This window comes from Denitratisoma oestradiolicum, from assembly GCF_902813185.1.
Classification (GTDB): domain Bacteria; phylum Pseudomonadota; class Gammaproteobacteria; order Burkholderiales; family Rhodocyclaceae; genus Denitratisoma; species Denitratisoma oestradiolicum.
Genome location: NZ_LR778301.1, coordinates 3239800 through 3264204 on the forward strand (window position 1 = coordinate 3239800; position 24405 = coordinate 3264204).

The following is a 24405-nucleotide window of genomic DNA, read 5'->3' on the forward strand; positions in this document are numbered from 1 at the left end:
GGCTAAAATGGCCCGATCCCAACACAAGGTAGCCCCATGAGCATCGAGCAACGCATCCGCGGCCAGTTCCAGGCCAGCATTGCCGCCAAGCAGGCGGCGGTAGACGCCATGACCGGCCCCATCGCCCGGGCCGTGGATGTAATGGTGGCCTGCCTCAAGTCTGAGGGCAAGATCATGGCTTGCGGCAACGGCGGTTCCGCCGGCGACTCCCAGCACTTCTCGGCTGAACTGATTAACCGTTTCGAACGGGAACGCCCCCCCCTGGCAGCCATCGCCCTCAGCACCGACACCTCCACCCTCACTTCCATCGCCAACGACTACCGCTACGAGGAAGTCTTCTCCAAGCAGGTCCAAGCCCTGGGCCGCCGGGGCGACGTGTTGCTGGCCATTTCAACCAGTGGCAATTCGGCCAACGTGATCGAGGCCATCCGGGTGGCCCATGAAAAGGGTATCGCCGTGGTAGCCCTCACTGGCAAGAAGGGGGGCAAGATGGCGGACCTGCTGGCCCCATGCGACGTACACCTCTGCGTGCCCGCCGACAAGACCGCCCGCATCCAGGAAGTCCATCTGCTGACCCTGCACTGCCTGTGCGACGGCATCGATCAACTGCTTTTCGGAGACGCCCCATGAGATTCGACAAGACCCTCGCCACCTGGACTCTGCTGGTCACCCTGACACCTCTGCTGGCCGGCTGCTTCGGTGCCGCCGCCGTGGGCATGGGCGCCACTGCCCTGATGCTCGCCGACCGCCGCCCCTCGGAGGTCTATGTTGCCGACGAAGCCATAGAACTGAGAGTCGTGGCACGCATCAACGAAAAGTACGGGGACCGGGTCCACGTCAACGCCACCAGTTTCAATCATTCCCTTTTGCTGACCGGCGAGGCCCCGGACGCCGGGATCAAGGCCGACATCGACAAGATCGCCGCCACCGTTCCCAACGTGAAATCCGTCGCCAACGAATTGCAGATTGCTGGCCCCAGTTCCCTGGGCTCCCGCAGCAACGACAGCTTCATCACCTCCAAGGTGAAGGGGCGGTTCGTCGATGCCAGCAAGTTCGCCGCCAATAACGTCAAGGTGGTGACCGAGGCCGGGGCGGTCTATCTGATGGGCCTGGTTACCCGCCAGGAGTCCAACGATGCCGTGGAGATTGCCCGGACCACGGGGGGCGTACTGAAAGTGATACGTGTAATGGAAGTCATCTCCGATGAGGAGGCCCGTCGCCTGGACAACCAGGCCAGCCAGGGCCAGGGTGCCCCGGTCCGCTCGTCAACCGTCAAATGACAACCGGCCCCATGCGCTATCCGACACCGGCCTTCGAGGCCAAATGCTGCCCCCCGGAAGCCCTGGCTGAAAACCTGACCCGGCTGAATCGGCCCCTGGTATTCACCAATGGCTGTTTCGATATCCTGCACCGGGGCCATGTCACCTACCTGGCACAGGCCCGTGCGCTGGGTGCCGCCATGGTGGTGGCGCTGAATACCGATGCTTCCGTCAAACGCCTGGGTAAGGGCGAGGACCGGCCCATCAACACCTTGCAGGATCGCATGGCGGTAATGGCCTCCCTGGAGTGCGTGTCCCTGGTCACCTGGTTCGACGAGGACACCCCCCTGGCGCGCATCCTGGAGTGCCGACCGGATATTCTGGTCAAGGGCGGCGACTGGCCCGTGGACAAGATCGTCGGCTACCAGGAGATCATGGCCTGGGGCGGCCAGGTGCATTCGATACCCTTCATTCATCAGCGCTCCACCACGTCCCTGGTGGAAAAGATTCGCAGGCTCTGAGCACCTGCTCCCGGAGCATCCATGTCCCGCCCTGCCATTGACGCTCGCAGCTTTCGCACCGCCCTGGGCAGTTTTGCCACCGGCGTCACCGTCATCACCACCCGCGCGGCCGATGGCACAGCGGTGGGCCTCACGGCCAACAGCTTCAATTCGGTTTCCCTGGAGCCGCCCATGGTGTTGTGGAGTCTGTCCCGGTCCGCCAAGAGCATGCCGGTCTTCGAGCAGGCGGAGTATTTCGCCGTCCATGTGCTGGCCGCCGACCAGGAGACCCTATCGACGCGCTTCGCCCGTAGCGGCGGCGACAAGTTCGCCCATCTGGCGCTGGAGTCGGGTATTGCCAACCTACCCCTGTTGTCCGGCTGCGCCGCCCGCTTCCAATGTCGCACTTCCTTTCGCCATGATGGCGGCGATCACCTGATCTTCGTCGGCGAGGTGCTGGAGTTCGACAGTACTGAACGGGCGCCACTGATCTATCATGCCGGCCAGTACGCCCTCTCGGCCCGCAAGGGAGGGCTGGGCAAACCCCGCAGCGCCCGCATGGCCGGCACTTTCAGCGAAGACCACCTGGGCTATCTGCTGAGTCGGGCCAACCAGCAGTTCTACCGACCGGTGCGCCAACAGGTGCATGCCCTGGGCCTGACCGACGAGGGCTATTCCCTGCTCTGTCTGCTGACCCTGCGCCATGCCATGACACCCCAGGAAGCCATGAGTTTGATGGGGCAGAGCGCCAATGCCGCTGCTGCGCTGTTGGCGGACATGGGCGACATGGGACTGATTGCACGGAAGGAAGGCACCCCGCCACGCTATCACCTCACCGACAAGGGATGGGATGTCACCCTGCACTTAATGGCGGCCTCCAAGGCCAGGGAAGCCGATGTTCTGAACGTCCTGGGCGAGGTGGATACATTCGCCCTCAAGACCCTGCTGTTGCGCCTGGTGCGGGAGCACGGCGCCGACCAGCCCGACCTGTGGGCTGAGCCGGAAGAATAAATCCCTAGTCTCCGCCGACAGGTGGCGCGTAATACACCGCCAGCCAGATGGTCTGGCATTCCGGGTCGGTCCATTCGACCCGATGGCGACAATGGGGTGGCAAATCGATCCAGTCTCCCGCCTTCAAAAAACGGGGGCTGCCTTCCCCTTCGATCAGCAGTCGTGCCTGCCCCGCCACCAGCAGCACCCATTCCCCCTCTGACTGGTCGTACCAGAAGTCGGGGGGGCTGACCTGGCCGGTGGAGACGATGCGCTCAATGCGCAGCCCCGGCTGCCTTAACAGGTCGTCGAAGCGTTCTCCCGCCGCCCCCTCCGGCTGGACGCCTGCCAGTAGCCGGCCAGTCGATAAAGCCCTCTTCATCACGTCGTCTGGTCTCGTTTCAGCAACGCCTTCAGATTGGCAAAAGGCGTATGGGTCGCAGGATCACCGCGACCATCCTTGCCCTTGCCTCCCTGGGCGGCCTCCAGTTGCCGCTGATGCTCGTTGTCGTGGCAGTAAAGGCAGAGCAGCTCCCAGTTGCTGCCATCGGGAGGGTTGTTGTCGTGGTTATGGTCCCGGTGATGGACCGTCAGTTCCCGCAGGTTGGCAGCGGTGAATTCCCGTGCGCAGCGGCCGCAGATCCAGGGGTAGATTTTCAGGGCTCGGGCCCGGTAATCCTGCTCCCGGGCCTCCCGGGCCTGGCGCGCCTCCAGCACCAGGCGGTCGAGGCGACCGTGGTCGATGGGTTTCATGGTCAGACAGAAACAAAAAGAGATGAACGAGAGCATGGATGCAGCGGGGAGGGCTGTCAACGCCGACCCGGCCGGCCATGAGATCATTCGCCCCTTTGCCACCGTCGGCAGGGTAGCCGGCGGTGGCGCGTTAAATACCCGGAGGGAGATCGAAGCATGCAAGGAAAAATCTGTGTCGTCACCGGCGCCTCGCGCGGCGTCGGCAAGGGCATCGCCCTGGCCCTGGGCAGTCTGGGAGCGACGGTATATGTCACGGGGCGCAGCAGCCAACCCGGCGACTCCCCCCTGGGCGGCACGGTGGACGTCACCGCGGCGGAGATCACCGCGCGCGGCGGCAAGGGCATCGCCGTCTATTGCGACCACGGCGACGAGGCGGCCGTCGCGGCCCTCTTCGCACGGGTCAAGAACGAAGCCGGACGTCTCGACGTACTGGTCAACAACGCCATCGCCCTCCCCGACGAACTGACTCTGGTCAAGCCGTTCTGGCAGAAGTCCCTGAGGGAATTGTCGCTACTCGACGTTGGTCTGCGCTCCAACTATGTCGCCACCTGGAGCGCCGCGCCGCTGCTGGTCGAAAGCCAGGGCCTGGTGGTATTCACCTCCTCCTTCGGCGGCACCTGCTACATGCACGGCCCGGCCTACGGTGCTGGCAAAGCCGGCACCGACAAGATGGCCCACGACATGGCCCACGACTTCAAGCCTTTCGGCGTGACGACGATTTCCCTCTGGCTGGGCCTGGTAAAGACCGAGCGCACCAACAACGTCTGCGCGGCGGAACCGGAAAAGTACGGCGCCGCCTTCAAGGTTGCCGAGTCCCCCGAGTTTCCCGGTCGCGTCATCGCCGCGCTCTACAACGATCCGGAGCGCCAGTCCCTCTCCGGCGCGATCCAGGTCGCGGCGGAACTGGGCAAGCGCTACGGCGTCACCGATCTGGAAGGCCGCCAGCCGCCCTCCTACCGCCGCGCCCTGGGCAATCCGACCGAGTTCTCGGCGGCGGTGGTGGAATAGACGGCCGCCCCTGGACCCGCGCCGGCTGGGATAGAATCGCCCCGCCAAAAATCTGCCTAGGCAGTCAATAAAGTCAATTCAAGGAGGAGGGACTCGATGAGTCAGGAGAAGAAGGGGCGTCTCGCCGGCAAAGTGACCCTCATCACCGGCGGCGCCAGCGGCGTGGGGCGCGAGGATGCGCTGCTCTTCGCCGGGGAAGGCGCCCGGGTGGTGATTACCGACGTCAACGAGGAGGACGGCCGAGCCCTGGCCGGGGAGATCGGCGACAACGCCCTGTTCCTGCGCCACGACATCACCCGCGAGGATGACTGGCAGCGGGTGATGGCCGCCACCGTGGAGCATTTCGGCCGCCTGGACGTGCTAGTCAACAACGCCGGCATCCTGATGCCTTCCGCCCTGGAGGACACCTCCCTCGAACTCTGGCGCAAGATCCAGACGGTGAATGTGGAAGGCTATTTCCTCGGCTGCAAGCACGCGGTGCGGGAAATGAAAAAGACCGGCGGCGGCTCCATCGTCAACATGTCCTCCCTCGCCGGACTGGCCGGCATGGCCATGTTCCCCGCCTATTGCGCCAGCAAGCACGCGGTGGTGGGCTTGAGCCGCAGCGTCGCCGCCTATTGCAAGACCAAGGGCTACAACATCCGCAGCAACACCGTCCACCCCGACGGCATCAACACGCCGATGGTCGCCGCGATGGTGAATCACATGGACCTGCTGTCCCAGGTGACCAGCCGCAATCCCGACATGCCGCGCTCGACGGACCCGATCAACATCGCCAATGTGGTGCTGTTCCTAGCATCCGACGAGTCACAGTTCGTCAACGGCGCCGAACTGCGGGTGGACAACGCCTTCCTGTCCAGCGGCGACTGAGTCAAAAGTAAGCGATCAATTAATACTGTCTGGCGTTGAGGGGGACAAATTGTAATGATTGCGTCCACGTGCATCTACGTGGACACTGACCTACTCTCCGAGTAAGCCTATCCTGGCCAGGATCAAGCAAATATTGCTCGAACATCTGCACAGCGTGATGCCAGGCAGTCTGCGCGACAAGACCCTGCATTACCTAGCGACCGGTAATCCCCTCACTTTATTGCACGGGGGATTACCGGCCCAATGGTATGTCGAGAACGACGCTGGGCCCATAGACAACCATTTCTGCGGGAACACCATTCGCCTCTGCCTGGTCGAGCTTGGCTCCATCGCGTGACATTCCCAGCACCCACTCAAGGATTGGGTTTATTGAGCACTTACAGCCAAAAAGCAAAAAGCCGGCTTTGCCGGCTTTTTGCACACAACATCTGCTAGTGTCGCTGAATTCGAAGCTCAGGCCGCCTCAGCGGACTCAGCAATCTCAGGGCGATCCAGCAGCTCCACATAGGCCATGGGCGCATTGTCGCCAACACGGAAGCCCATTTTCAGGATGCGCAGATAGCCGCCATTGCGGGTAGCGAAGCGGGGGCCCAGTACGTCGAAAATCTTGACCACGACTTCCCGATCGCGCAGGCGATCGAACGCGAGACGGCGATTGGCTAGGCTGGGTTTCTTGCCCAGGGTGATCAGGGGCTCGACCACACGGCGCAGTTCCTTGGCCTTGGGCAATGTGGTCTTGATCGCCTCATGCCGAAGCAGGGAGACCGCCATATTGCGCAGCATGGCCTGGCGATGAGCCGAGGTCCGGTTGAGTTTGCGAAGTCCGTTACCATGACGCATGATGATTCCTCTATATTCTGCGACTACCGCAGCAAGCAAGTAGCCGGTTAATCGTTATTAGAGAATTGTAATAAAGGCTTGTTCAGCCCAGCTTTTCAAGCCCGGCAGGGGGCCAGTTTTCCAACTTCATACCCAGCGTGAGGCCACGGGAGGCCAACACTTCCTTGATCTCGTTGAGTGACTTGCGGCCAAGGTTCGGGGTCTTCAGCAGTTCGGTTTCGGTACGCTGAATCAGATCGCCGATGTAGTAGATATTCTCGGCCTTCAGACAGTTCGCCGAGCGGACCGTGAGTTCCAAGTCGTCTACTGGACGCAGCAGTTCGGGCGCCACGGGAATCTGTTTCTGCTCAACCGCAGCCACAGCAGTGTTTTCCAGATCGGCAAACACCGACAATTGATCCATCAGGATACGGGCGGCATAGCGAATGGACTCTTCCGGGTCCACCGCGCCATTGGTCTCCAGATCAATGATCAGCTTGTCCAGGTCAGTACGCTGCTCAACCCGGGCCGACTCCACTTGGTAGCTGACACGCCGCACCGGACTGAAAGAGGCATCGAGCAGAATCCGACCGATGATCTTGCCTTCCTCCTTAGCAGAGGGACGAACATTGGCCGGCTCATAGCCGCGACCGGTTTCAACCTTGATCTGCATGTCGAGCTTGCCACCGGGCGCCACGTGTGCGATCACATGATCCGGATTGATGATTTCCACATCGTGACTGGTCTCGATATCGGCGGCGGTTACAACCCCTTCACCCATTTTGGACAGGTTCAGTGTCGCCTCGCTCCGATTGTGCAGCTTGAGCACCACGCCCTTCATGTTGAGCAGGATGTCGACCACGTCCTCGCGCACGCCCTCCAGGGTGGAGTACTCGTGCAGCACGCCCTCAATGGCCACTTCGGTCGGGGCAGCGCCAGGCAGGGAAGACAAAAGAATGCGGCGCAACGCATTCCCCAGCGTGTGGCCATACCCCCGCTCGAACGGTTCCATCACCACGCGGGCATGGACGGGCGACAATGTCTGGACATCAATGATGCGAGGCTTCAGAAGAGCGTTGCTTTGCATCTGCGTTCCTTCAGATAGATAAGCGCCTGGCACCCAAGGGTAGCCAGGCGCGATGCTCGTGGATTAGCGTGAGTACAGTTCGACGACCAAGCCCTCGTTGATGGAGGGCGGCAACTCATCACGGGCAGGATAGGACTTGAATACGCCCTTTGCTTCCTTGACATTCACCTCCAGCCACTCAGGGAAACCACGAGACTCCGCAGCCTCCAGCGCACCCTTGGAGCGCAGTTGCGCCTTCGAATGATCAGCCAGTTGCACCACATCGCCGGGACGCACGTTGTAGGAAGGGATATTCACGCGCTGGCCATTCACCAGCACACCGTTATGGCGAACGACTTGCCGCGCCTCGGCACGGGAAGCGCCAAAACCCATGCGGTAAGCCACCGCATCAAGACGGCTTTCCAGCAACTGAAGCAGGTTTTCACCCGTCTGGCCCTTGCGGCGCTCGGCCTCGGCGAAGGTCTTGCGGAACTGACGCTCCAGGATGCCGTAGATACGGCGAATCTTTTGTTTTTCGCGCAGCTGCTGACCATAGCCAGACAGGCGCTGCCCTGACTTCTGGCCATGCTGACCAGGCGCATAGGCACGGCGCTCGATAGAGCACTTGTCGGTGAAACACTTCTCGCCCTTGAGGAAGAGTTTCTCTCCCTCACGGCGGCATTGGCGGCACTTTGCGTCGAGATTACGGGCCACTTGGCGGACTCCTTGTTATCGTTTGCGCTTAGATGCGCCGGCGCTTCGGCGGACGGCAGCCGTTATGGGGCACCGGCGTGATGTCTGCAATACTGGTGATTTTCATCCCCAGCGCATTCAGGGCGCGAACAGCGGACTCGCGCCCAGGGCCGGGACCCTTGATGCGAACCTCGAGGTTCTTGACACCGCACTCCTGGGCCGCCTTGCCAGCAGCCTCGGCGGCAACCTGGGCTGCAAACGGGGTGCTCTTGCGGGAGCCCTTGAAGCCAGCACCTCCCGAGGTCGCCCAGGACAACGCGTTACCCTGACGATCGGTGATGGTGATGATGGTGTTATTGAAGGAAGCATGCACGTGGGCAATACCCTCGGCAATATTCTTCTTGACCTTCTTTCGTACTTTGGTTGCGGTCTTTGCCATATTGAATAGTCCCGATTATTTCTTGCCGGCGATCGACTTGCGCGGACCCTTGCGGGTACGTGCATTGGTACGCGTACGCTGGCCACGGCAAGGCAGACCACGACGATGGCGAACACCGCGATAGCAGCCAAGGTCCATCAGCCGCTTGATGTTCATCGTCACCTCACGGCGCAGGTCGCCCTCTACGGTGAACTTACCCACTTCCTCTCGCAGCCGATCCATTTCAGTATCGGTGAGGTCCTTGATTTTGGTCGAGCGTTTAACGCCCGCCGCGTCACAAATCTTCTGGGCACGGGGACGACCGATACCAAAGATCGCAGTCAGTGCGATCTCGGCATGCTGGTGGTTCGAAATATTTACGCCGGCGATACGGGCCATATCTTTACCTGTCTATCGCTGAATGAAAAATGAAAAGCCGAGCATTGTACCTTATCGACACTATCTGATCAACCCTGACGCTGCTTGTGGCGGGGGTCTGTACAAATGACCCGCACCACTCGATTGCGCCGAATGATCTTGCAGTTACGACAGATACGCTTGACGGAAGCCAAAACTTTCATGGTTGCTCTCCGAAAAAAACCTTACTTGGCACGGAAAACGATCCGGCCTTTGGTCAGATCGTAAGGGGTCAATTGAACGGTCACCTTGTCACCAGGAAGTATCCGGATGTAATGCATGCGCATCTTTCCGGAAATGTGCCCCAGCACCACATGACCATTTTCCAATTTGACCCTAAAAGTTGCATTGGGAAGGTTCTCAACCACCTCGCCCTGCATTTCGATTACGTCTTCCTTCGCCATATATCACGCTCATCGACCCGGGAACCCAGCGCCCTTGAAGTTTGCCTTTTTGAGCAGACTCTCGTATTGATGCGACATTACATAGGCTTGTACCTGGGCCATGAAATCCATGGTCACCACGACGATGATCAGCAAACTGGTACCACCGAAGTAGAACGGGACATTCCACTTGAGAATCAGGAACTCGGGCAGCAGACATACCAGTGTGATGTAAACGGCCCCGACCATCGTTAGTCGCATCAATATCTTGTCGATATATCGTGCAGTTTGATCACCAGGACGGATACCAGGCACAAAAGCGCCGCTCTTTTTGAGGTTGTCAGCCGTTTCCCTGGCATTGAATACCAGTGCTGTGTAGAAGAAGCAAAAGAAAACGATGGCAGCAGCATAAAGCATCACGTAAATGGGTTGTCCCGGCGAGAGCTTGGCGGCGATATCCTTCAACCAGTTCATTTGCTCAGACGCACCGAACCACTGAGCTACCGTGGCGGGAAACAAGATGATCGATGAGGCGAAAATAGGAGGAATCACCCCCGCCATGTTCAGCTTCAGCGGTAGGTGGGAACTTTGACCGCCGTACACTTTGTTACCGACCTGACGCTTGGCGTAGTTAACCAAAATTTTGCGCTGGCCCCGTTCGACATAGACAACAAAAGCCGTGACAAGAACCACCAAAGCACAGATGAACAAGGACGTCAGTGCATGCATGGCACCCGTCCGTACCAGTTCAAACAGCCCGGCAAGTGCATTGGGCAAGCCAGCCGCAATACCGGCAAAAATGATGATGGAAATACCGTTGCCCAGGCCGCGCTCGGTTATCTGCTCACCCAGCCACATCAGGAACATTGTTCCGGTGACCAAGGTTGCTACGGTAGTGATGCGAAAAACGAAGCCCGGATCCGTCACCAGACCCGCTTGCGATTCCAGTGCAATGGCGATGCCCATAGCTTGAAACAGTGCCAATGCAACCGTACCGTAACGGGTGTACTGCGTAATCTTGCGTCGCCCCGCTTCACCTTCCTTTTTCAGTGCTTCCAGCGTCGGAGAGGCAATGGCCATCAACTGCATGATGATGGACGCAGAAATATAAGGCATGATGCCCAGCGCGAAAATCGTGAAGCGCGAGAGGGCGCCACCGGAAAACAGGTTGAATATCCCAAGAATGCCGCCTTTTTCCCGGGAAAACAGTTCCGACAACCCTACCGGATCAATTCCGGGAACCGGAATATGAGCTCCAATGCGATACACCACGAGGGCGCCCAGGAGGAACCACAGCCGGCGCCACAGATCGCCGAACTTTCCAGTGTTACCGAGCGTATTGGCTGCTGTACTGGCCATGGTCCCTGTTCCGTCGCGGCTTACTCGCCCACCACCACGGTGCCACCGGCAGCTTCAATCGCTGCCTTGGCCCCACGAGTAGCGGCAACACCGACCAGCTTGACCTTGCGTCCGATGGTACCGGAGAGGATTACCTTGGCGGCGAGCGCATCACCGGGAACAATGCCCGCTTGCTTCAATGCCAATAGATCTACTTCATCCACAGGCAATTTATCCAGTTCCGACAGACGTACCTCGACGTTGCGCGCACGGGTCAGGGAAACAAAACCACGCTTGGGCAGTCGACGTTGCAAAGGCATCTGACCGCCTTCGAAGCCCACTTTATGGAAACCGCCAGCCCGTGACTTCTGGCCTTTGTGACCACGGCCGCAGGTCTTGCCCAGGCCGCTGCCAATACCACGACCGACACGCTTTGCAGCATGCTTGGAGCCTGCTCCAGGTTTCAGATTATTCAGTTCCATGACTTATCAGTCCTCGCACTTCACCAGATAGGCGACCTTATGCACCATGCCGCGCACTTCTGGTGTGTCCTTCAACACGACCGTATGACTCAGCCGGCGCAGCCCAAGCCCCCGCACCGTGGCGCGATGATCTTGCTTGGTGCCAATAACACTCTTGACGAGAGTCACTTTGATGGTTTTATCAGCCATGACTTACTCCAGGATGTCCTGCACACTCTTGCCGCGCTTGGCCGCAATCTCGGCGGGCGTGCTCGTGGCGAGCAGGCCGTTGATGGTGGCACGGACGAGATTGTAGGGATTGGTGGAACCAATCGCCTTGGCAACCACATCGGTAACGCCCATGACTTCGAACACGGCGCGCATCGGGCCACCGGCAATAACACCGGTACCGGCCGCCGCTGGCGACATCAGGACCATCGTGGCGCCATGCTTGCCCGTCACGGAATGATGCAGTGTGCCGTCACGCAGATTGACTTTGTTCATCTTGCGACGAGCTTCCTCCATCGCTTTTTGCACCGCCACGGGCACTTCGCGGGACTTGCCCTTACCCATGCCGATACCACCGTCGCCGTCGCCAACGACAGTCAACGCGGCGAAGCCAAGAATACGACCACCCTTGACGACCTTGGTTACACGATTGATGGAGACCATCTTCTCGCGCATGCCGTCATCGCGCTCCTCGTTGGCCTGCTGAGGTTTCCTACCTTGCGGTTTTGCCATTTCGATCTCCGCTTAGAACTTGAGGCCGCCTTCGCGAGCCGCCTCGGCCAGCGCCTTGACGCGGCCGTGATAGTGAAAGCCTGACCGGTCGAATGCAACCTGATCAATACCGGCAGCCAAAGCCCGCTCAGCGATCAGCTTGCCTACCAGTTTTGCGGCCTCGACATTGCCGCCATTGGCAACCTGCGCACGCACATTCCCTTCAGCGGTGGAAGCCGCGACGAGGACCTTAGTGCCACAATCCGAAAATACCTGAGCGTAGATATGGCAGTTGGACCGATGCACAGCAAGCCGCACCGACTTGAGCTCTGCAATCTTGGCGCGGGTTTTGCGCGCCCTACGCAACCGAGCTTGTTTCTTATCCATGATTTCTCGCCCTTACTTCTTCTTGGTTTCCTTGATGGTAATAACCTCATCCGAGTAGCGAACACCCTTGCCTTTGTAAGGCTCGGGAGGACGATAGGCACGGACTTCGGCTGCTACCTGACCCACTTTCTGCTTGTCGATACCCTTGATCAGGATTTCGGTCTGAGTGGGCGTCTCAACCTTGATTCCCTCCGGCATCTGATGCACTACCGGATGGGAATAACCCAGACTCAGATTCAGCTTGTCGCCCTGAGCCTGAGCCTTGTAGCCCACACCAACCAGGGACAGCTTCTTTTCGAAACCCTTGGAAACACCGGCCACCATGTTATTCACCAGAGCACGCATGGTGCCGGACATGGCGCCGCCATTAACGGCCCCTTCCACCGCTCGACAGAAAAGGGACTCGCCCTCCTTATCGATCCTGACGGAAGGCAGGACAAACTGCTTCAGCGTACCGAGGGGACCCTTGACGCTAATCTCAGCACCAGCGAGGGTGACATCCACCCCCTTGGGCAACTCGACGGGATATTTTGCTACACGGGACATTGCAACATCCTCCTTAGGCGACGATGCAAAGGACTTCACCGCCAACATTGCTGGCTCGCGCCTTGCGGTCGGTCATCACGCCCTTCGGCGTGGAAACGATAGCGACGCCAAGACCATTCATCACGCGGGGCAGGTCATCCTTACCCTTGTACACGCGCAGACCAGGCTTGGAAATCCGCTCGATACGCTCAATGACAGGGCGGCCGGCATAATACTTGAGCGCAATGTCCAGCTCGGATTTGCCACCACCCTGACGCAAGGCGAAGTCTTCGATATAGCCTTCGTCCTTCAACACCTTGGCAATCGCCGCCTTGATCTTGGAGGCTGGCATCGACACGGACACCTTTTCCACCATCTGGGCATTGCGAATGCGAGTCAGCATGTCGGCAATAGGATCGGTCATACTCATTTCACTCTCCTTACCAACTGGCCTTGGTCATGCCAGGCACTTCGCCCCGCATGGCGATCTCGCGCAGTTTGTTGCGGCACAGGCCGAATTTGCGGAACACGCCACGAGGACGGCCAGTCAGCGCACAGCGATTGCGCTGACGCGACGGACTGGCGTTGCGCGGCAATTGCTGCATCTTCAGCCGCGCATCCATGCGGTCATCATCCGACAGGCCGGTATTGTTAATGGTAGCGAGCAGTTCGGCGCGCTTGGCAGCATACTTAGCCACCGTCTTAGCGCGCTTGGCTTCGCGATTCTTGAGTGCAAGTTTCGCCATGGTTCCCTCAGCTCTTGAAGGGGAATTTGAAGGCGGCGAGAAGAGCCCTCGCCTCCTCGTCGGTTTTCGCGGTGGTGGTAATGCTGATATTCATCCCACGCAACGCGTCGATCTTGTCGTACTCGATCTCGGGAAAAATAATCTGCTCTTTCACACCAATGTTGTAGTTGCCACGACCATCGAAGCCCTTGCCACCCACCCCACGGAAATCACGAATACGGGGCATGGCAACAGTGATGAAACGATCGAGAAACTCGAACATACGCGCACCACGCAAGGTCACCATGCAACCGATTGGGTAACCCTCCCGAATCTTGAACCCGGCGATGGCCTTGCGGGCCTTGGTGACCACTGGCTTCTGACCCGCGATCTTGGTCATGTCGCCGACCGCGTTTTCGAGAATCTTCTTGTCGCCAACAGCCTCACCGACACCCATGTTCAGGGTGACCTTGGTAATGCGCGGCACTTCCATGACCGACTTGTAGCCGAACTTTTGCAGAAGCTCGGGCGCCACGGTCTGTTTATAAAACTCTTGCAATCGCGCCATGATGATCCTTACGCCTCCACCACTTCGCCATTCGACTTGAACACCCGAACCTTGCGACCATCCTCCAGCGTCTTGAACCCAACGCGATCACCCTTCTGGGTGGCCGGATTGAACAAGGCCAAGTTGGACACATGAATCGGCATCTCTTTTTCCACGATGCCACCAGGCTGACCCTTGAGCGGATTGGGGCGGACGTGACGCTTGACGCGATTCACCCCCTCAACTACTACACGCTCATCATTCACGCGACGCACCACGGCACCGCGCTTGCCCTTATCTTTACCCGTCGTCACAATGACGGAATCACCTTTGCGAATCTTGTCCATAGCCGAATCCTCAGAGAACTTCAGGCGCCAGGGAGACGATCTTCATGAAGCGTTCAGTACGCAATTCACGCGTTACCGGCCCGAAGATACGCGTGCCGATCGGCTCCAGCTTGTTATTGAGGAGAACCGCGGCATTACCGTCAAACTTGACCAGGGAACCATCCGGACGACGCACACCCTTGGCGGTACGAACCACCACGGCGTTATAAATCTCGCCCTTCTTGACTCGACCACGAGGCGCGGCATCCTTGATACTGACTTTGATAACGTCACCAATACCCGCATAGCGGCGCTTGGAGCCGCCCAACACCTTGATGCACATGACCGAACGGGCGCCGGTGTTATCAGCGACGTCGAGCATCGATTGCATTTGGATCATATTTACTCTCCAACTTAACCCACCCAAGCCAAGCTCGGACAGTCAGTCTTGGAACCCGCCTGGGGGTTGATATGCCGAAAACCTGAATTCTCAGCAGCGGAAAAGAGGCGGGATAATAGGGACCCGCCGCTTTTCTGTCAACAACTTATTCGCCTGAATCAGACGATCCGGGCTTTTTCCATCACCTTGATAACACGCCATGCCTTGGTACGGGAAATCGGCGCACACTCCTCGATCTGAACCAGATCGCCGTCATGGGCATCCAAACCCTCGACATGGGCATGATATTTTTTGGAACGGGTCATCACCTTGCCGATAAGCGGATGCTTGACACGGCGCTCCACCAAGACCGTAACGGTCTTGTCCATCTTGTCGCTCACGACACGCCCTTGCAGGGTGCGCCGCATGGATTGCTGAGTTTCGCTCATTTCGCAGTCGCCTTCTCACGCTGAATGGTCTTGACGCGCGCGATATCCTTGCGCACCTTGCCAATCTGACTGGTATTGGAAAGTTGCTGGGTCGCGCCCTGCATGCGCAGGGAAAACTGCGCACGACGCAGATCCAACAATTCCTTCTCCAGCTCAGCTTCGTTCTTTTGCCTCAAATCGCTGGCTTTCATTTTTTACCCCAAATGACGCGTGACGAAAGTGGTCGGCAAGGGCAGCTTAGCAGCGGCAAGGCGGAAAGCCTCCCGCGCCAAGGTCTCGTCCACGCCATCCATCTCGTAGAGCACCTTGCCCGGCTGAATCTCAGCGACCCAGTACTCGGGATTGCCCTTACCGTTACCCATACGAACTTCCGCCGGCTTCTTGGAAATCGGCTTGTCCGGGAAAATGCGGATCCAGATACGGCCACCGCGCTTGATATGACGGGTCATGGCACGACGGGCAGCCTCGATCTGGCGTGCCGTTAAACGGCCACGCCCGATCGCTTTGAGCCCGTACTCACCGAAACTGACCTTGGCGCCACGAGTGGCCAGACCAGTATTACGACCTTTTTGTTCTTTCCTGTATTTCCTGCGTGCGGGTTGCAGCATGACTCATTACTCCTTCACTTCCGGGCTGCCTTCAACCTTGGGGGCAGCCGCCTTGCGCACACGCTTCACCGGCGTCGCCACCTTGACCTCGCCCTCCGCTTCGGGCTTCACGTCACCAGCGGTCCGGCGCGGACGCTTGGCATCACCCTCATTCCGGGCGCCCGGACGAGCAGCGCGACGAGGACGCTTGTTCGGGTCTTCCCCAGGCAGATCGGCATTGGCCGGCACCTCGTTCTTGCCCGTCATCTCCCCCTTGAACACCCACACCTTGATGCCAATGATGCCGTAGGTGGTCTTGGCCTCGGAAGTACCGTAGTCGATATCGGCCCGAAGCGTATGCAGGGGCACACGCCCTTCGCGGTACCACTCAGTACGGGCGATTTCAGCACCATTCAAACGGCCAGCGCTCATGATCTTGATGCCCTGGGCGCCAAGACGCATCGCATTCTGCATGGCGCGCTTCATGGCACGTCGGAACATGATGCGCTTTTCCAGTTGCTGCGCAATGGAATCAGCGATCAATTGGGCGTCCACCTCCGGCTTGCGAATTTCCTCGATATTCACATGGACAGGCACGCCCATGCGCTTCTGGAGTTCAGCCTTGAGTTGCTCGATATCCTCGCCCTTCTTGCCGATCACCACGCCAGGCCGGGCGCTGAAGACGGTGACCCGGGCATTCTTTGCGGGGCGCTCGATGACTACGCGCCCCACGGAAGCGTGGGCGAGTTTCTTCTTCAGGTAATCGCGAACCTCAATGTCTTCCTTGAGCATCTGGGCGAAATTCCGGCTGGAAGCATACCAGCGCGAAGTCCAATCCCGCGTGACCGAGAGACGGAACCCGGTCGGATGAATCTTCTGTCCCATAGGTTTTCCTTACTCTCCGACAGTCACGAAAATGTGACAGGTAGGCTTGAGGATACGGTTGCCGCGCCCCTTGGCACGAGCGGTAAACCGCTTGAGCACCGCCCCTTTTTCCACGTAGATACTTTTCACCACCAGAGCATCGATGTCAGCACCGTCATTGTGCTCGGCGTTGGCAATCGCCGACTCAAGCACTTTTTTGATGATCGTCGCGCCCTTCTTGGGGCTGAAGGCGAGAATATTCAGCGCCTGATCCACCGGCTTGCCGCGCACGAGATCGGCCACCAGCCGGCCCTTCTGGGCCGAAAGGCGAACGCCGCGCAGAATCGCATTGGTTTCCATCGTCACTCCTTACCGCTTGCCAGCGGCTTTCTTGCCGCCGGTGTGGCCCTTGAACGTACGGGTCAGGGCAAACTCCCCCAGCTTGTGACCAACCATGTTCTCGGAGATATATACCGGGATGTGCTGCTTGCCGTTATGCACAGCAATGGTCAGACCGACAAAGTCGGGCAGGATGGTGGAGCGACGCGACCACGTCTTGATGGGACGCTTGTCGTTACTGGAGCGAACGGCCTCCACCCTCTTCAACAGGTGACCGTCAATGAACGGGCCTTTTTTGATCGAACGTGCCATGATTACCTCTTATCGCTTGTAACGACGCTGGACGATCATATTGTCCGTGCGCTTGTTGCTACGGGTACGGTAGCCCTTGGTTGGCTGACCCCAGGGGCTGACAGGCACACGGCCTTCGCCGGTACGTCCTTCACCACCGCCATGAGGGTGATCAATCGGGTTCATCGCAGTTCCGCGCACCGTCGGACGGATACCGCGCCAGCGATTGGCGCCAGCCTTGCCGATTTTCCGCAGGCTGTTTTCCTCGTTGCCAACCTCGCCCACGGTTGCACGGCACTCCACATGGACGCGGCGAATTTCCCCGGAACGCAAACGCAACTGCGCATACACACCCTCCCGAGCCAACAATTGAACCGAGACGCCGGCAGAACGGGCGAGCTGCGCCCCTTTGCCAGGAGTCATCTCGACGCAATGAATGGTCGTACCCACCGGAATATTGCGGATAGGAAGTGCGTTTCCGGACTTGATCGGTGCCTCGGAACCGCTCTGCACTTCCTGACCGACAACCATACCCTTGGTAGCAATGATGTAGCGGCGCTCACCATCCGCATACAGCACCAGGGCGATGTTGGCAGAACGATTGGGATCGTATTCGAGACGCTCCACCTTGCCGATGATCCCGTCCTTGTTGCGACGGAAATCGATCACACGATAGTGCTGCTTGTGGCCACCACCCTTGTGACGGGTGGTAATACGGCCATGGGCGTTGCGGCCTGCAGTATTGCTCTTGGCCTCCACTAGGGCAGCATGGGGGCGCCCCTTGTGCAGGTTGGCATTGACAACCTTGACAACGGCACGGCGACCAGGAGAAGTCGGTTTGACCTTGACGAGTGCCATTATGCGGCCCCTCCCTCAACGAAGTTGATTTCCTGACCCGGCATCAGACAGACAAATGCCTTCTTGACGTCGCTGCGACGGCCCATGGTGCGACCGAAACGCTTGACCTTGCCCTTCAGGTTGGAAATCTGCACCGACTTGACCTGTACTTTGAACATCAGCTCGACGGCAGCCTTCACTTCAGGCTTGGTAGCGTCGGGAAGCACGATAAAGACCACTTGTTCATTGGCGTCGGCAACCATGGTTGCCTTTTCGGAAATCTGCGGTGCCACCAGCACCTGCATCAACCGCTCTTGATTGAAGTTGCTCATGCCAGCATCTCCTCCATCTTGGCGACCGCACCCTTGGTCAGCAGCACCTTGGGAAAACGAATCAGGGAGACCGGATCGGCCTGATGCGCCTCAACCACAAGTACGTTGGGCAGATTGCGGGAAGCCAGCAGCAGATTGTCGTCCAGCGACTCGGTGATCACCAATGCGGAATCGATCCCCATACCCTTCAATTTCTGAGCTACCAGCTTGGTCTTTGGCGCATCCACCGAGAAGTTTTCCACCACAACCAGACGACCCTCACGTGCAAGCTGCGACAGAATGGCCGCAACACCAGCACGGAACATCTTGCGATTGATCTTCTGGGAAAAGTTCTCTTCCGGGGAATTCGGGAAAGTACGACCACCGCCACGCCACAGGGGCGAAGAGCTCATACCGGCACGCGCACGACCCGTACCCTTTTGACGCCAGGGCTTTTTGGTGGTGTGCTTGACTTCCTCGCGATCCTTCTGCTTGCGGTTACCGGAGCGAGCATTGGCCTGATAGGCCACTACCACCTGATGCACCAGCGCCTCATTGAAGTCGCGGCCGAACAGGCTATCGGAGGCCGATACTGTCGAGGCCTGCTGACCCTGATCATTAATAAGCGTAAGTTCCATGGTGCCCTCCTTAAGCCTTGACCGCAGGGCTGACGAACACGTCGCCACCCTTGGCACCCGGAACCGCTCCCTTGACCAGGAGCAACTGACGCGCTTCATCCACGCGCACAACCTCAAGGTTCTGCGTCGTGCGATTCACATCGCCCAAATGACCGGCCATGCGCTTACCAGGAAACACGCGACCCGGATCCTGCGCCATACCGATGGAGCCAGGAGCATTGTGAGACACGGAGTTACCGTGACTCGCACGATTCGAAGAGAAGTGGTGGCGCTTGATGGCGCCAGAAAATCCCTTACCGATGGTGGTCCCACTCACATCCACCTTCTGGCCCGGCTGAAAAATCGTTGCCGAAATCACGTCGCCCGCCTTGAAACCACCAAGCTGATCAACATCGACGCGGAATTCTTTAAGAATATGACCGGCTTCAACGCCGGCCTTGGCAAGATGCCCCGCCTCGGGCTTGACAACCCGACTGGCGCGACGCTTGCCAAACGCCACCTGAATCGCGGCATAACCGTCGACCTCAGGCGTCTTGATTTGCGTGACGCGGTTATTCGACACATCAAGCACCGTCACCGGAACGGATGCACCGTCCTCGGTAAAAATGCGTGTCATGCCGACCTTGCGTCCTACAAGGCCTAGACTCATTTTTTTCTCCTAAACCCCGGCTACGATTGGCCGGGCCCGAACACATCACGGCTTGCGCCGTACCGCTCCCACGTAAGACTGTGGGAAAACTTGTTTGCTACCAGTTACTGCAACTTGATCTCGACATCCACGCCAGCGGGAAGATCGAGTTTCATCAGGGCATCCACCGTCTTGTCGGTAGGATCAATGATGTCCATCAAACGCAGATGGGTACGAATCTCGAACTGATCCCGGGAAGTCTTGTTGACGTGCGGCGAACGCAACACATCAAAACGCTCAATACGCGTAGGCAGGGGAACAGGGCCGCGCACAACCGCGCCAGTGCGCTTCGCCGTTTCGACGATCTCAAGGGCGGACTGATCAATCAGCTTGTAGTCGAAGGCCTTGAGACGAATCCGAATTTTCTGGTTTTGCATAGTGCATCCTTAAAGAGCAATGCCCCCGGCAGAACGGGGGCGAGAAAAGGGCGGCATATTACCGATCTTTTTCGTGAATGGCAACCGGCTGTTACTCGACGATCTTGGCGACGACGCCAGCGCCCACGGTGCGACCACCCTCACGGATGGCGAAGCGCAGGCCTTCTTCCATGGCGATCGGCGCAATCAGCTTCACCGTCATCGCAATGTTGTCGCCAGGCATCACCATCTCGGTGCCCGCCGGCAGCTCGATCGAACCCGTCACGTCCGTGGTGCGGAAGTAGAACTGGGGACGATAGCCATTGAAGAACGGCGTGTGACGACCGCCTTCGTCCTTCGACAGAATGTACACCTCCGAGGTGAAGTGGGTGTGCGGGTTGATCGAACCCGGCTTGGCCAGCACCTGACCCCGCTCCACATCCTCACGCTTGGTGCCGCGCAGCAGCACGCCCACGTTGTCACCCGCCTGACCCTGATCCAGCAGCTTGCGGAACATTTCCACACCGGTGCAGGTGGTCTTCACCGTGGGGCGAATGCCCACAATCTCGATTTCCTCGCCAACCTTGACGATGCCTCGCTCGACACGACCCGTCACCACGGTGCCGCGGCCCGAGATCGAGAACACGTCTTCGATGGGCATCAGGAACGGCAGGTCAATGGCACGCTCCGGGGTCGGGATGTAGCTATCCAGGGCGGCAGCCAGCTGCAGGATCGCGCCTTCACCCAGCTCACCCTTGTCGCCTTCCAGCGCCTTCAGGGCCGAACCCTTGATGATCGGCACGTCGTCACCGGGAAAGTCGTACTTCGACAGCAGCTCGCGAACTTCCATTTCCACCAGTTCCAGCAGCTCGGCGTCATCCACCATGTCGCACTTGTTCAGGAACACGATGATGTAGGGCACACCCACCTGACGGGCCAGCAGAATGTGCTCCCGCGTCTGGGGCATGGGGCCGTCTGCGGCGGAACACACCAGAATGGCACCGTCCATCTGCGCCGCACCGGTAATCATGTTCTTCACGTAGTCAGCGTGACCCGGGCAATCCACGTGGGCGTAGTGACGGTTCTCCGTCTCATACTCAACGTGCGCCGTGTTGATGGTGATGCCACGGGCCTTCTCTTCCGGCGCCGCATCAATCTGGTCATAGGCCTTCGCCTCGCCACCAAACTTGGTCGACAGCACCGTCGTGATCGCCGCCGTCAACGTCGTCTTGCCATGGTCAACGTGACCAATCGTCCCCACGTTCACGTGTGGCTTCGTACGCTCAAACTTGCCTTTTGCCATTTCGCTATTCCTTTAAAGAACGGTTATTTCTTGTTTATAACAGCTTCCGCGACGTTCTTCGGCGCCTCGGAGTAATGCTTGAATTCCATGCTATAGGTGGCACGGCCCTGGGTCAGAGAGCGCAACTGCGTCGCATAGCCAAACATTTCGGCCAGGGGCACTTCGGCACGAACGGCCTTCATGCCTCCAGGGATGTCATCCATGCCCTGGACGATGCCACGACGGGAAGACAGATCGCCCATCACGTTGCCCATGTAGTCTTCCGGCGTCTCCACCTCCACCGCCATCATCGGCTCCAGCAGCACCGGACTGGCCTTGCGCATGGCATCCTTGAAAGCCATGGAGGCAGCCATCTTGAAGGCGTTTTCGTTGGAGTCCACATCATGATAGGAACCATCGAACAGGGTGACCTTGACGTCTACTACCGGGAAGCCCGCCAACACGCCATTGGGCAAGGTTTCCTGCAAGCCCTTATCCACTGCCGGTATATATTCACGGGGCACCGTGCCGCCCTTGACGGCATCGATGAATTCGTAACCCTTGCCAGCCTCGTTCGGCTCCAGTTTGATCCAGACATGCCCGTATTGGCCGCGGCCACCAGACTGCTTGACGAACTTGCCCTCCTGCTCCACGGACTTGCGGATTGCCTCGCGATAGGCCACCTGCGGTGCACCGACGTTGGCCTCGACATTGAACTCGCGCCGCATGCGATCGACGATGATGTCCAGGTGCAACTCACCCATGCCGGAAATGATCGTCTGGCCCGACTCCTCATCGGTACGAACGCGGAATGAGGGATCCTCTTGAGCCAGACGCCCCAGGGCAATACCCATCTTTTCCTGGTCCGCCTTGGTCTTGGGCTCGACCGCAACGTGAATCACCGGCTCGGGGAATATCATGCGCTCCAGAATGATCGGCGCCTCCGGATCACACAGGGTCTCGCCCGTGGTGACATCCTTCAGCCCCACACAGGCCGCGATGTCGCCAGCAAGCACTTCCTTGATTTCCTCGCGATTATTGGCGTGCATCTGCAGGATGCGGCCAATACGCTCCTTCTTGCCCTTGATCGAGTTGTAAATCGTGGCGCCCGAATTCAGCACGCCGGAGTAGACCCGAATGAAGGTGAGCTGACCGACGAAGGGGTCGGTCATCAGCTTGAACGCCAGAGCGGAAAACTTCTCGCCATCATCGGCACGACGTGAGACTTCCCGCTCACGTTCATCAACACCACCCACGGGAGGAATATCCACCGGCGAAGGCAAAAACTCCACCACGGCGTCAAGCATGCGCTGGACACCCTTGTTCTTGAAGGCTGAGCCGCAGAGCATCGGCTGAATTTCGCAGGCAATGGTGCGCTGACGCAGTCCGAACTTGATCTTTTCCTCCGACAGTTCGCCGGCCTCCAGATATTCGTTCATCAGTTCCTCAGAAGCCTCAGCGGCCGCCTCGATCATCTGCTCGCGCCAGGAGTTGGCAGACTCCAGCAGTTCGGCGGGAATATCGATGTAGTCGAACTTCATCCCCTGAGAGGCCTCGTCCCAGATGATCGCCTTCATCTTGATCAGATCCACCACACCAGTGAAGGTGTCTTCAGCACCAATGGGGATCACAACAGGGACCGGGTTAGCCTTGAGCCGGGTCTTCATCTGCTCAACGACCTTGAAGAAATTGGCACCGGAACGGTCCATCTTATTCACGAATGCAAGGCGCGGTACTTTATATTTGGTCGCCTGCCGCCATACGGTTTCAGACTGGGGCTGCACCCCGCCCACCGCACAATAGACCATGCAGGCACCATCCAGCACCCGCATGGAACGCTCCACCTCGATCGTGAAATCCACGTGACCCGGGGTATCGATGATATTGAAGCGATGCTCGGGAAGGGACATGTCCATGCCCTTCCAGAAGCAGGTCGTCGCGGCAGAGGTGATGGTGATACCACGCTCCTGCTCCTGCTCCATCCAGTCCATGGTGGCAGCGCCATCATGAACCTCACCGATCTTGTGGTTAACGCCAGTGTAGTAAAGGATACGCTCGGTTGTCGTCGTCTTACCGGCATCGATGTGCGCCGAAATACCGATATTGCGATAACGCTCGATTGGAGTCTTGCGGGCCACTTTGATTACCTGCCTTATCTAAGTCAAACCGCCTTGGCCCCGAATTCAGCGGGAGCCAGGGCGGCACGGAAACAATGAAGCACGCCACCGGAGTGGCGCAGCACCTAAATCATCAGAAGCGGAAATGCGAGAAGGCCTTATTGGCCTCGGCCATACGGTGGACTTCCTCGCGTTTCTTCATGGCCGCACCACGCCCCTCGGAAGCCTCCAGCAGCTCACTGGCCAGACGCTGACCCATGGACTTTTCGGAACGCTTACGGGCCGCCTCGCGCAACCAACGCATAGAGAGGGCCAGACGACGGGAAGGACGAACCTCCACCGGCACCTGATAGTTGGCACCACCAACACGACGACTCTTGACCTCAACCATCGGCTTGACATTGGTCACCGCCTGAGTAAATACCTCCAGGGGATCCTTGCCACTCTTGGCCTTGATCTGATCAAAGGCACCATAAATGATGCGCTCGGCCACGGATTTTTTTCCGGCAGCCATCAGCACATTAACGAACTTGGAAACCTCCACATTACCGAACTTGGGATCGGGGAGGATTTCCCGCTTGGGGACTTCACGACGACGGGGCATGATCTACTCCTGAACTGAGCGAGCCGTTAAGCCGCCTTGGGACGCTTGGCGCCATATTTGGACCGCGACTGCTTCCTGTCCTTGACACCCTGGGTATCAAGACTGCCGCGCACGATGTGATAACGAACACCCGGAAGATCCTTTACCCGGCCGCCACGAATCAGCACCACCGAGTGCTCCTGAAGGTTGTGCCCCTCGCCGCCAATGTAGGAAATCACCTCAAAACCATTGGTGAGGCGCACCTTGGCAACCTTCCGCAGCGCGGAGTTAGGCTTCTTCGGAGTAGTAGTGTAGACGCGGGTGCAAACCCCACGCTTGGCCGGGCAACTGTCGAGCGCAGGCACCTTGCTCTTGGCTTGGGGAGCCTGGCGAGACTTGCGCACCAGTTGATTAATGGTTGGCATAAGTAGTTATTCCAATAGCTGAAATTGGCAAAACCGGACCCCCTGCCGGGAGCA

At 58.8% G+C, this 24405-nt stretch carries 41 protein-coding genes; 6 read left to right on the forward strand and 35 right to left on the reverse strand.

Annotation, left to right across the window (positions count from 1 at the left end):
• Positions 1–36 precede the first annotated feature (36 nt).
• Genes DENOEST_RS14700 through DENOEST_RS14715 form a run of 4 tightly spaced genes read left to right on the forward strand, consistent with a single transcriptional unit; the run spans position 37 to position 2770 of the window.
• Positions 37–630, forward strand: coding sequence for a phosphoheptose isomerase (locus DENOEST_RS14700; RefSeq protein ID WP_145770793.1), 594 nt, complete (start codon positions 37–39; stop codon positions 628–630).
• Positions 627–1280 (forward strand): BON domain-containing protein, encoded by a 654-nt coding sequence (locus DENOEST_RS14705; protein WP_145770794.1) that lies wholly within the window; start codon positions 627–629, stop codon positions 1278–1280. The genes DENOEST_RS14700 and DENOEST_RS14705 overlap by 4 nt, the downstream gene beginning before the upstream one ends.
• A gap of 11 nt (positions 1281–1291) precedes the next feature.
• Positions 1292–1780 carry a D-glycero-beta-D-manno-heptose 1-phosphate adenylyltransferase gene (gene rfaE2 / locus DENOEST_RS14710; protein ID WP_145770837.1) on the forward strand — a complete coding sequence of 163 codons (489 nt, stop codon included), beginning with the start codon at positions 1292–1294 and terminating at the stop codon, positions 1778–1780.
• Positions 1781–1801: 21 nt separating this feature from the next.
• Entirely contained in the window at positions 1802–2770 is a 969-nt protein-coding gene (locus DENOEST_RS14715; RefSeq protein WP_145770795.1) for a flavin reductase, read from the forward strand.
• A 4-nt stretch (positions 2771–2774) separates the two neighbouring features.
• Here DENOEST_RS14715 and DENOEST_RS14720 read toward each other — a convergent pair whose 3' ends face one another.
• Together DENOEST_RS14720 and DENOEST_RS14725 are read right to left on the reverse strand one after the other, a co-directional pair.
• Positions 2775–3131, reverse strand: coding sequence for a cupin domain-containing protein (locus tag DENOEST_RS14720; protein WP_145770796.1), 357 nt, complete (start codon positions 3129–3131; stop codon positions 2775–2777).
• The gene (locus tag DENOEST_RS14725; protein ID WP_145770797.1) at positions 3131–3502 is read right to left on the reverse strand and encodes a YajD family HNH nuclease; all 372 of its coding nucleotides are present in this window, start codon (positions 3500–3502) and stop codon (positions 3131–3133) included. The genes DENOEST_RS14720 and DENOEST_RS14725 overlap by 1 nt, the downstream gene beginning before the upstream one ends.
• 156 nt (positions 3503–3658) lie before the next feature.
• Between DENOEST_RS14725 and DENOEST_RS14730 the strand changes: the two genes are divergently transcribed.
• Together DENOEST_RS14730 and DENOEST_RS14735 are read left to right on the forward strand one after the other, a co-directional pair.
• Complete coding sequence (locus tag DENOEST_RS14730) at positions 3659–4510, forward strand: SDR family NAD(P)-dependent oxidoreductase (protein WP_145770798.1); 852 nt, start codon at positions 3659–3661, stop codon at positions 4508–4510.
• A gap of 96 nt (positions 4511–4606) precedes the next feature.
• Complete coding sequence (locus tag DENOEST_RS14735; protein WP_145770799.1) at positions 4607–5380, forward strand: SDR family oxidoreductase; 774 nt, start codon at positions 4607–4609, stop codon at positions 5378–5380.
• Positions 5381–5833: 453 nt separating this feature from the next.
• Here DENOEST_RS14735 and rplQ read toward each other — a convergent pair whose 3' ends face one another.
• From rplQ to rpsL, 33 genes are all read right to left on the reverse strand, one after another.
• Positions 5834–6220, reverse strand: a complete 387-nt coding sequence (gene rplQ, locus DENOEST_RS14740) for a 50S ribosomal protein L17 (RefSeq protein WP_145770800.1) — start codon at positions 6218–6220, stop codon at positions 5834–5836.
• An 82-nt stretch (positions 6221–6302) separates the two neighbouring features.
• Entirely contained in the window at positions 6303–7286 is a 984-nt protein-coding gene (locus DENOEST_RS14745) for a DNA-directed RNA polymerase subunit alpha (RefSeq protein WP_145770801.1), read from the reverse strand.
• A gap of 63 nt (positions 7287–7349) precedes the next feature.
• Positions 7350–7979 carry a 30S ribosomal protein S4 gene (gene rpsD / locus DENOEST_RS14750; protein WP_145770802.1) on the reverse strand — a complete coding sequence of 210 codons (630 nt, stop codon included), beginning with the start codon at positions 7977–7979 and terminating at the stop codon, positions 7350–7352.
• Between the two features lie 28 nt (positions 7980–8007).
• The gene (gene rpsK, locus DENOEST_RS14755; RefSeq protein WP_145770803.1) at positions 8008–8397 is read right to left on the reverse strand and encodes a 30S ribosomal protein S11; all 390 of its coding nucleotides are present in this window, start codon (positions 8395–8397) and stop codon (positions 8008–8010) included.
• Positions 8398–8412: 15 nt separating this feature from the next.
• Positions 8413–8775, reverse strand: a complete 363-nt coding sequence (rpsM, locus tag DENOEST_RS14760; RefSeq protein WP_145770804.1) for a 30S ribosomal protein S13 — start codon at positions 8773–8775, stop codon at positions 8413–8415.
• A 68-nt stretch (positions 8776–8843) separates the two neighbouring features.
• Entirely contained in the window at positions 8844–8957 is a 114-nt protein-coding gene (gene rpmJ / locus DENOEST_RS14765; protein ID WP_145770805.1) for a 50S ribosomal protein L36, read from the reverse strand.
• 21 nt (positions 8958–8978) lie between these two features.
• Positions 8979–9197 (reverse strand): translation initiation factor IF-1, encoded by a 219-nt coding sequence (gene infA, locus DENOEST_RS14770; RefSeq protein ID WP_145770806.1) that lies wholly within the window; start codon positions 9195–9197, stop codon positions 8979–8981.
• Positions 9198–9206: 9 nt separating this feature from the next.
• Positions 9207–10535 (reverse strand): preprotein translocase subunit SecY, encoded by a 1329-nt coding sequence (gene secY, locus DENOEST_RS14775; RefSeq protein WP_145770807.1) that lies wholly within the window; start codon positions 10533–10535, stop codon positions 9207–9209.
• 20 nt (positions 10536–10555) lie between these two features.
• Positions 10556–10996 carry a 50S ribosomal protein L15 gene (gene rplO, locus DENOEST_RS14780; RefSeq protein ID WP_145770808.1) on the reverse strand — a complete coding sequence of 147 codons (441 nt, stop codon included), beginning with the start codon at positions 10994–10996 and terminating at the stop codon, positions 10556–10558.
• A 6-nt stretch (positions 10997–11002) separates the two neighbouring features.
• The gene (rpmD, locus tag DENOEST_RS14785) at positions 11003–11185 is read right to left on the reverse strand and encodes a 50S ribosomal protein L30 (protein WP_145770809.1); all 183 of its coding nucleotides are present in this window, start codon (positions 11183–11185) and stop codon (positions 11003–11005) included.
• Between the two features lie 3 nt (positions 11186–11188).
• Positions 11189–11716, reverse strand: a complete 528-nt coding sequence (gene rpsE / locus DENOEST_RS14790; RefSeq protein ID WP_145770810.1) for a 30S ribosomal protein S5 — start codon at positions 11714–11716, stop codon at positions 11189–11191.
• Positions 11717–11728: 12 nt separating this feature from the next.
• Positions 11729–12082, reverse strand: coding sequence for a 50S ribosomal protein L18 (gene rplR, locus DENOEST_RS14795; protein WP_145770811.1), 354 nt, complete (start codon positions 12080–12082; stop codon positions 11729–11731).
• A 12-nt stretch (positions 12083–12094) separates the two neighbouring features.
• Entirely contained in the window at positions 12095–12628 is a 534-nt protein-coding gene (gene rplF, locus DENOEST_RS14800; protein WP_145770812.1) for a 50S ribosomal protein L6, read from the reverse strand.
• A 13-nt stretch (positions 12629–12641) separates the two neighbouring features.
• Entirely contained in the window at positions 12642–13037 is a 396-nt protein-coding gene (rpsH, locus tag DENOEST_RS14805) for a 30S ribosomal protein S8 (protein WP_145770813.1), read from the reverse strand.
• A 10-nt stretch (positions 13038–13047) separates the two neighbouring features.
• A complete protein-coding gene (rpsN, locus tag DENOEST_RS14810) occupies positions 13048–13353 on the reverse strand; it encodes a 30S ribosomal protein S14 (RefSeq protein ID WP_145770814.1) in 306 nt (101 codons plus the stop codon).
• 7 nt (positions 13354–13360) lie between these two features.
• The gene (rplE, locus tag DENOEST_RS14815) at positions 13361–13900 is read right to left on the reverse strand and encodes a 50S ribosomal protein L5 (protein WP_145770815.1); all 540 of its coding nucleotides are present in this window, start codon (positions 13898–13900) and stop codon (positions 13361–13363) included.
• A gap of 8 nt (positions 13901–13908) precedes the next feature.
• On the reverse strand, positions 13909–14226 hold the full coding sequence (gene rplX / locus DENOEST_RS14820; protein ID WP_145770816.1) for a 50S ribosomal protein L24: 318 nt from the start codon (positions 14224–14226) through the stop codon (positions 13909–13911).
• 10 nt (positions 14227–14236) lie between these two features.
• Positions 14237–14605: a 50S ribosomal protein L14 gene (gene rplN / locus DENOEST_RS14825; RefSeq protein WP_145770817.1), complete on the reverse strand. Its 369-nt coding sequence runs from the start codon at positions 14603–14605 to the stop codon at positions 14237–14239.
• A 158-nt stretch (positions 14606–14763) separates the two neighbouring features.
• Positions 14764–15033, reverse strand: coding sequence for a 30S ribosomal protein S17 (rpsQ, locus tag DENOEST_RS14830; protein ID WP_145770818.1), 270 nt, complete (start codon positions 15031–15033; stop codon positions 14764–14766).
• The gene (rpmC, locus tag DENOEST_RS14835) at positions 15030–15224 is read right to left on the reverse strand and encodes a 50S ribosomal protein L29 (RefSeq protein WP_145770819.1); all 195 of its coding nucleotides are present in this window, start codon (positions 15222–15224) and stop codon (positions 15030–15032) included. The genes rpsQ and rpmC overlap by 4 nt, the downstream gene beginning before the upstream one ends.
• 3 nt (positions 15225–15227) lie before the next feature.
• Entirely contained in the window at positions 15228–15641 is a 414-nt protein-coding gene (rplP, locus tag DENOEST_RS14840) for a 50S ribosomal protein L16 (RefSeq protein ID WP_145770820.1), read from the reverse strand.
• 6 nt (positions 15642–15647) lie between these two features.
• A complete protein-coding gene (gene rpsC, locus DENOEST_RS14845; protein ID WP_145770821.1) occupies positions 15648–16505 on the reverse strand; it encodes a 30S ribosomal protein S3 in 858 nt (285 codons plus the stop codon).
• 9 nt (positions 16506–16514) lie between these two features.
• Positions 16515–16844 carry a 50S ribosomal protein L22 gene (rplV, locus tag DENOEST_RS14850; RefSeq protein ID WP_145770822.1) on the reverse strand — a complete coding sequence of 110 codons (330 nt, stop codon included), beginning with the start codon at positions 16842–16844 and terminating at the stop codon, positions 16515–16517.
• Positions 16845–16853: 9 nt separating this feature from the next.
• On the reverse strand, positions 16854–17135 hold the full coding sequence (gene rpsS / locus DENOEST_RS14855) for a 30S ribosomal protein S19 (RefSeq protein ID WP_145770823.1): 282 nt from the start codon (positions 17133–17135) through the stop codon (positions 16854–16856).
• Between the two features lie 9 nt (positions 17136–17144).
• A complete protein-coding gene (rplB, locus tag DENOEST_RS14860) occupies positions 17145–17972 on the reverse strand; it encodes a 50S ribosomal protein L2 (RefSeq protein WP_145770824.1) in 828 nt (275 codons plus the stop codon).
• Positions 17972–18283: a 50S ribosomal protein L23 gene (rplW, locus tag DENOEST_RS14865; protein ID WP_145770825.1), complete on the reverse strand. Its 312-nt coding sequence runs from the start codon at positions 18281–18283 to the stop codon at positions 17972–17974. Before rplW ends, rplB begins: the two co-directional genes overlap by 1 nt.
• Positions 18280–18900 carry a 50S ribosomal protein L4 gene (rplD, locus tag DENOEST_RS14870; protein WP_145770826.1) on the reverse strand — a complete coding sequence of 207 codons (621 nt, stop codon included), beginning with the start codon at positions 18898–18900 and terminating at the stop codon, positions 18280–18282. The genes rplW and rplD overlap by 4 nt, the downstream gene beginning before the upstream one ends.
• Before the next feature lie 10 nt (positions 18901–18910).
• A complete protein-coding gene (gene rplC, locus DENOEST_RS14875; RefSeq protein ID WP_145770827.1) occupies positions 18911–19549 on the reverse strand; it encodes a 50S ribosomal protein L3 in 639 nt (212 codons plus the stop codon).
• Between the two features lie 104 nt (positions 19550–19653).
• A complete protein-coding gene (rpsJ, locus tag DENOEST_RS14880; protein ID WP_145770828.1) occupies positions 19654–19965 on the reverse strand; it encodes a 30S ribosomal protein S10 in 312 nt (103 codons plus the stop codon).
• Between the two features lie 91 nt (positions 19966–20056).
• On the reverse strand, positions 20057–21247 hold the full coding sequence (gene tuf, locus DENOEST_RS14885; protein ID WP_183148266.1) for an elongation factor Tu: 1191 nt from the start codon (positions 21245–21247) through the stop codon (positions 20057–20059).
• Between the two features lie 23 nt (positions 21248–21270).
• Positions 21271–23364 (reverse strand): elongation factor G, encoded by a 2094-nt coding sequence (gene fusA, locus DENOEST_RS14890; RefSeq protein WP_145772346.1) that lies wholly within the window; start codon positions 23362–23364, stop codon positions 21271–21273.
• Positions 23365–23476: 112 nt separating this feature from the next.
• Complete coding sequence (gene rpsG / locus DENOEST_RS14895) at positions 23477–23947, reverse strand: 30S ribosomal protein S7 (RefSeq protein WP_145772347.1); 471 nt, start codon at positions 23945–23947, stop codon at positions 23477–23479.
• A 26-nt stretch (positions 23948–23973) separates the two neighbouring features.
• Positions 23974–24351, reverse strand: a complete 378-nt coding sequence (gene rpsL / locus DENOEST_RS14900; RefSeq protein WP_145772348.1) for a 30S ribosomal protein S12 — start codon at positions 24349–24351, stop codon at positions 23974–23976.
• Positions 24352–24405: the final 54 nt, after the last annotated feature.

Bases quoted from the DNA above. Each gene is read 5' to 3' on its own strand.
- rplP (WP_145770820.1), bottom strand. From the start codon at position 15,641: ATGCTGCAACCCGCACGCAGGAAATACAGGAAAGAACAAAAAGGTCGT.
- rplN (WP_145770817.1), bottom strand. From the start codon at position 14,605: ATGATCCAAATGCAATCGATGCTCGACGTCGCTGATAACACCGGCGCC.
- DENOEST_RS14700 (WP_145770793.1), top strand. From the start codon at position 37: ATGAGCATCGAGCAACGCATCCGCGGCCAGTTCCAGGCCAGCATTGCC.
- rplV (WP_145770822.1), bottom strand. From the start codon at position 16,844: ATGGAAACCAATGCGATTCTGCGCGGCGTTCGCCTTTCGGCCCAGAAG.
- rpsE (WP_145770810.1), bottom strand. From the start codon at position 11,716: ATGGCAAAACCGCAAGGTAGGAAACCTCAGCAGGCCAACGAGGAGCGC.
- DENOEST_RS14725 (WP_145770797.1), bottom strand. From the start codon at position 3,502: ATGAAACCCATCGACCACGGTCGCCTCGACCGCCTGGTGCTGGAGGCG.
- DENOEST_RS14705 (WP_145770794.1), top strand. From the start codon at position 627: ATGAGATTCGACAAGACCCTCGCCACCTGGACTCTGCTGGTCACCCTG.
- rpsL (WP_145772348.1), bottom strand. From the start codon at position 24,351: ATGCCAACCATTAATCAACTGGTGCGCAAGTCTCGCCAGGCTCCCCAA.
- rpsN (WP_145770814.1), bottom strand. From the start codon at position 13,353: ATGGCGAAACTTGCACTCAAGAATCGCGAAGCCAAGCGCGCTAAGACG.
- rplQ (WP_145770800.1), bottom strand. From the start codon at position 6,220: ATGCGTCATGGTAACGGACTTCGCAAACTCAACCGGACCTCGGCTCAT.
- rpmJ (WP_145770805.1), bottom strand. From the start codon at position 8,957: ATGAAAGTTTTGGCTTCCGTCAAGCGTATCTGTCGTAACTGCAAGATC.
- rpsC (WP_145770821.1), bottom strand. From the start codon at position 16,505: ATGGGACAGAAGATTCATCCGACCGGGTTCCGTCTCTCGGTCACGCGG.
- rplD (WP_145770826.1), bottom strand. From the start codon at position 18,900: ATGGAACTTACGCTTATTAATGATCAGGGTCAGCAGGCCTCGACAGTA.
- rpsQ (WP_145770818.1), bottom strand. From the start codon at position 15,033: ATGAGCGAAACTCAGCAATCCATGCGGCGCACCCTGCAAGGGCGTGTC.
- rplF (WP_145770812.1), bottom strand. From the start codon at position 12,628: ATGTCCCGTGTAGCAAAATATCCCGTCGAGTTGCCCAAGGGGGTGGAT.
- tuf (WP_183148266.1), bottom strand. From the start codon at position 21,247: ATGGCAAAAGGCAAGTTTGAGCGTACGAAGCCACACGTGAACGTGGGG.
- rplO (WP_145770808.1), bottom strand. From the start codon at position 10,996: ATGGAACTGAATAATCTGAAACCTGGAGCAGGCTCCAAGCATGCTGCA.
- DENOEST_RS14720 (WP_145770796.1), bottom strand. From the start codon at position 3,131: ATGAAGAGGGCTTTATCGACTGGCCGGCTACTGGCAGGCGTCCAGCCG.
- DENOEST_RS14715 (WP_145770795.1), top strand. From the start codon at position 1,802: ATGTCCCGCCCTGCCATTGACGCTCGCAGCTTTCGCACCGCCCTGGGC.
- rpsH (WP_145770813.1), bottom strand. From the start codon at position 13,037: ATGAGTATGACCGATCCTATTGCCGACATGCTGACTCGCATTCGCAAT.
- rplX (WP_145770816.1), bottom strand. From the start codon at position 14,226: ATGGACAAGATTCGCAAAGGTGATTCCGTCATTGTGACGACGGGTAAA.
- rplR (WP_145770811.1), bottom strand. From the start codon at position 12,082: ATGGATAAGAAACAAGCTCGGTTGCGTAGGGCGCGCAAAACCCGCGCC.
- DENOEST_RS14745 (WP_145770801.1), bottom strand. From the start codon at position 7,286: ATGCAAAGCAACGCTCTTCTGAAGCCTCGCATCATTGATGTCCAGACA.
- rplB (WP_145770824.1), bottom strand. From the start codon at position 17,972: ATGGCACTCGTCAAGGTCAAACCGACTTCTCCTGGTCGCCGTGCCGTT.
- rplW (WP_145770825.1), bottom strand. From the start codon at position 18,283: ATGAGCAACTTCAATCAAGAGCGGTTGATGCAGGTGCTGGTGGCACCG.
- DENOEST_RS14730 (WP_145770798.1), top strand. From the start codon at position 3,659: ATGCAAGGAAAAATCTGTGTCGTCACCGGCGCCTCGCGCGGCGTCGGC.
- rpsM (WP_145770804.1), bottom strand. From the start codon at position 8,775: ATGGCCCGTATCGCCGGCGTAAATATTTCGAACCACCAGCATGCCGAG.
- DENOEST_RS14735 (WP_145770799.1), top strand. From the start codon at position 4,607: ATGAGTCAGGAGAAGAAGGGGCGTCTCGCCGGCAAAGTGACCCTCATC.
- rpsJ (WP_145770828.1), bottom strand. From the start codon at position 19,965: ATGCAAAACCAGAAAATTCGGATTCGTCTCAAGGCCTTCGACTACAAG.
- rpsG (WP_145772347.1), bottom strand. From the start codon at position 23,947: ATGCCCCGTCGTCGTGAAGTCCCCAAGCGGGAAATCCTCCCCGATCCC.
- secY (WP_145770807.1), bottom strand. From the start codon at position 10,535: ATGGCCAGTACAGCAGCCAATACGCTCGGTAACACTGGAAAGTTCGGC.
- rpsK (WP_145770803.1), bottom strand. From the start codon at position 8,397: ATGGCAAAGACCGCAACCAAAGTACGAAAGAAGGTCAAGAAGAATATT.
- rpmC (WP_145770819.1), bottom strand. From the start codon at position 15,224: ATGAAAGCCAGCGATTTGAGGCAAAAGAACGAAGCTGAGCTGGAGAAG.
- rplC (WP_145770827.1), bottom strand. From the start codon at position 19,549: ATGAGTCTAGGCCTTGTAGGACGCAAGGTCGGCATGACACGCATTTTT.
- rpmD (WP_145770809.1), bottom strand. From the start codon at position 11,185: ATGGCTGATAAAACCATCAAAGTGACTCTCGTCAAGAGTGTTATTGGC.
- infA (WP_145770806.1), bottom strand. From the start codon at position 9,197: ATGGCGAAGGAAGACGTAATCGAAATGCAGGGCGAGGTGGTTGAGAAC.
- rfaE2 (WP_145770837.1), top strand. From the start codon at position 1,292: ATGCGCTATCCGACACCGGCCTTCGAGGCCAAATGCTGCCCCCCGGAA.
- rplE (WP_145770815.1), bottom strand. From the start codon at position 13,900: ATGGCGCGATTGCAAGAGTTTTATAAACAGACCGTGGCGCCCGAGCTT.
- rpsS (WP_145770823.1), bottom strand. From the start codon at position 17,135: ATGGCACGTTCGATCAAAAAAGGCCCGTTCATTGACGGTCACCTGTTG.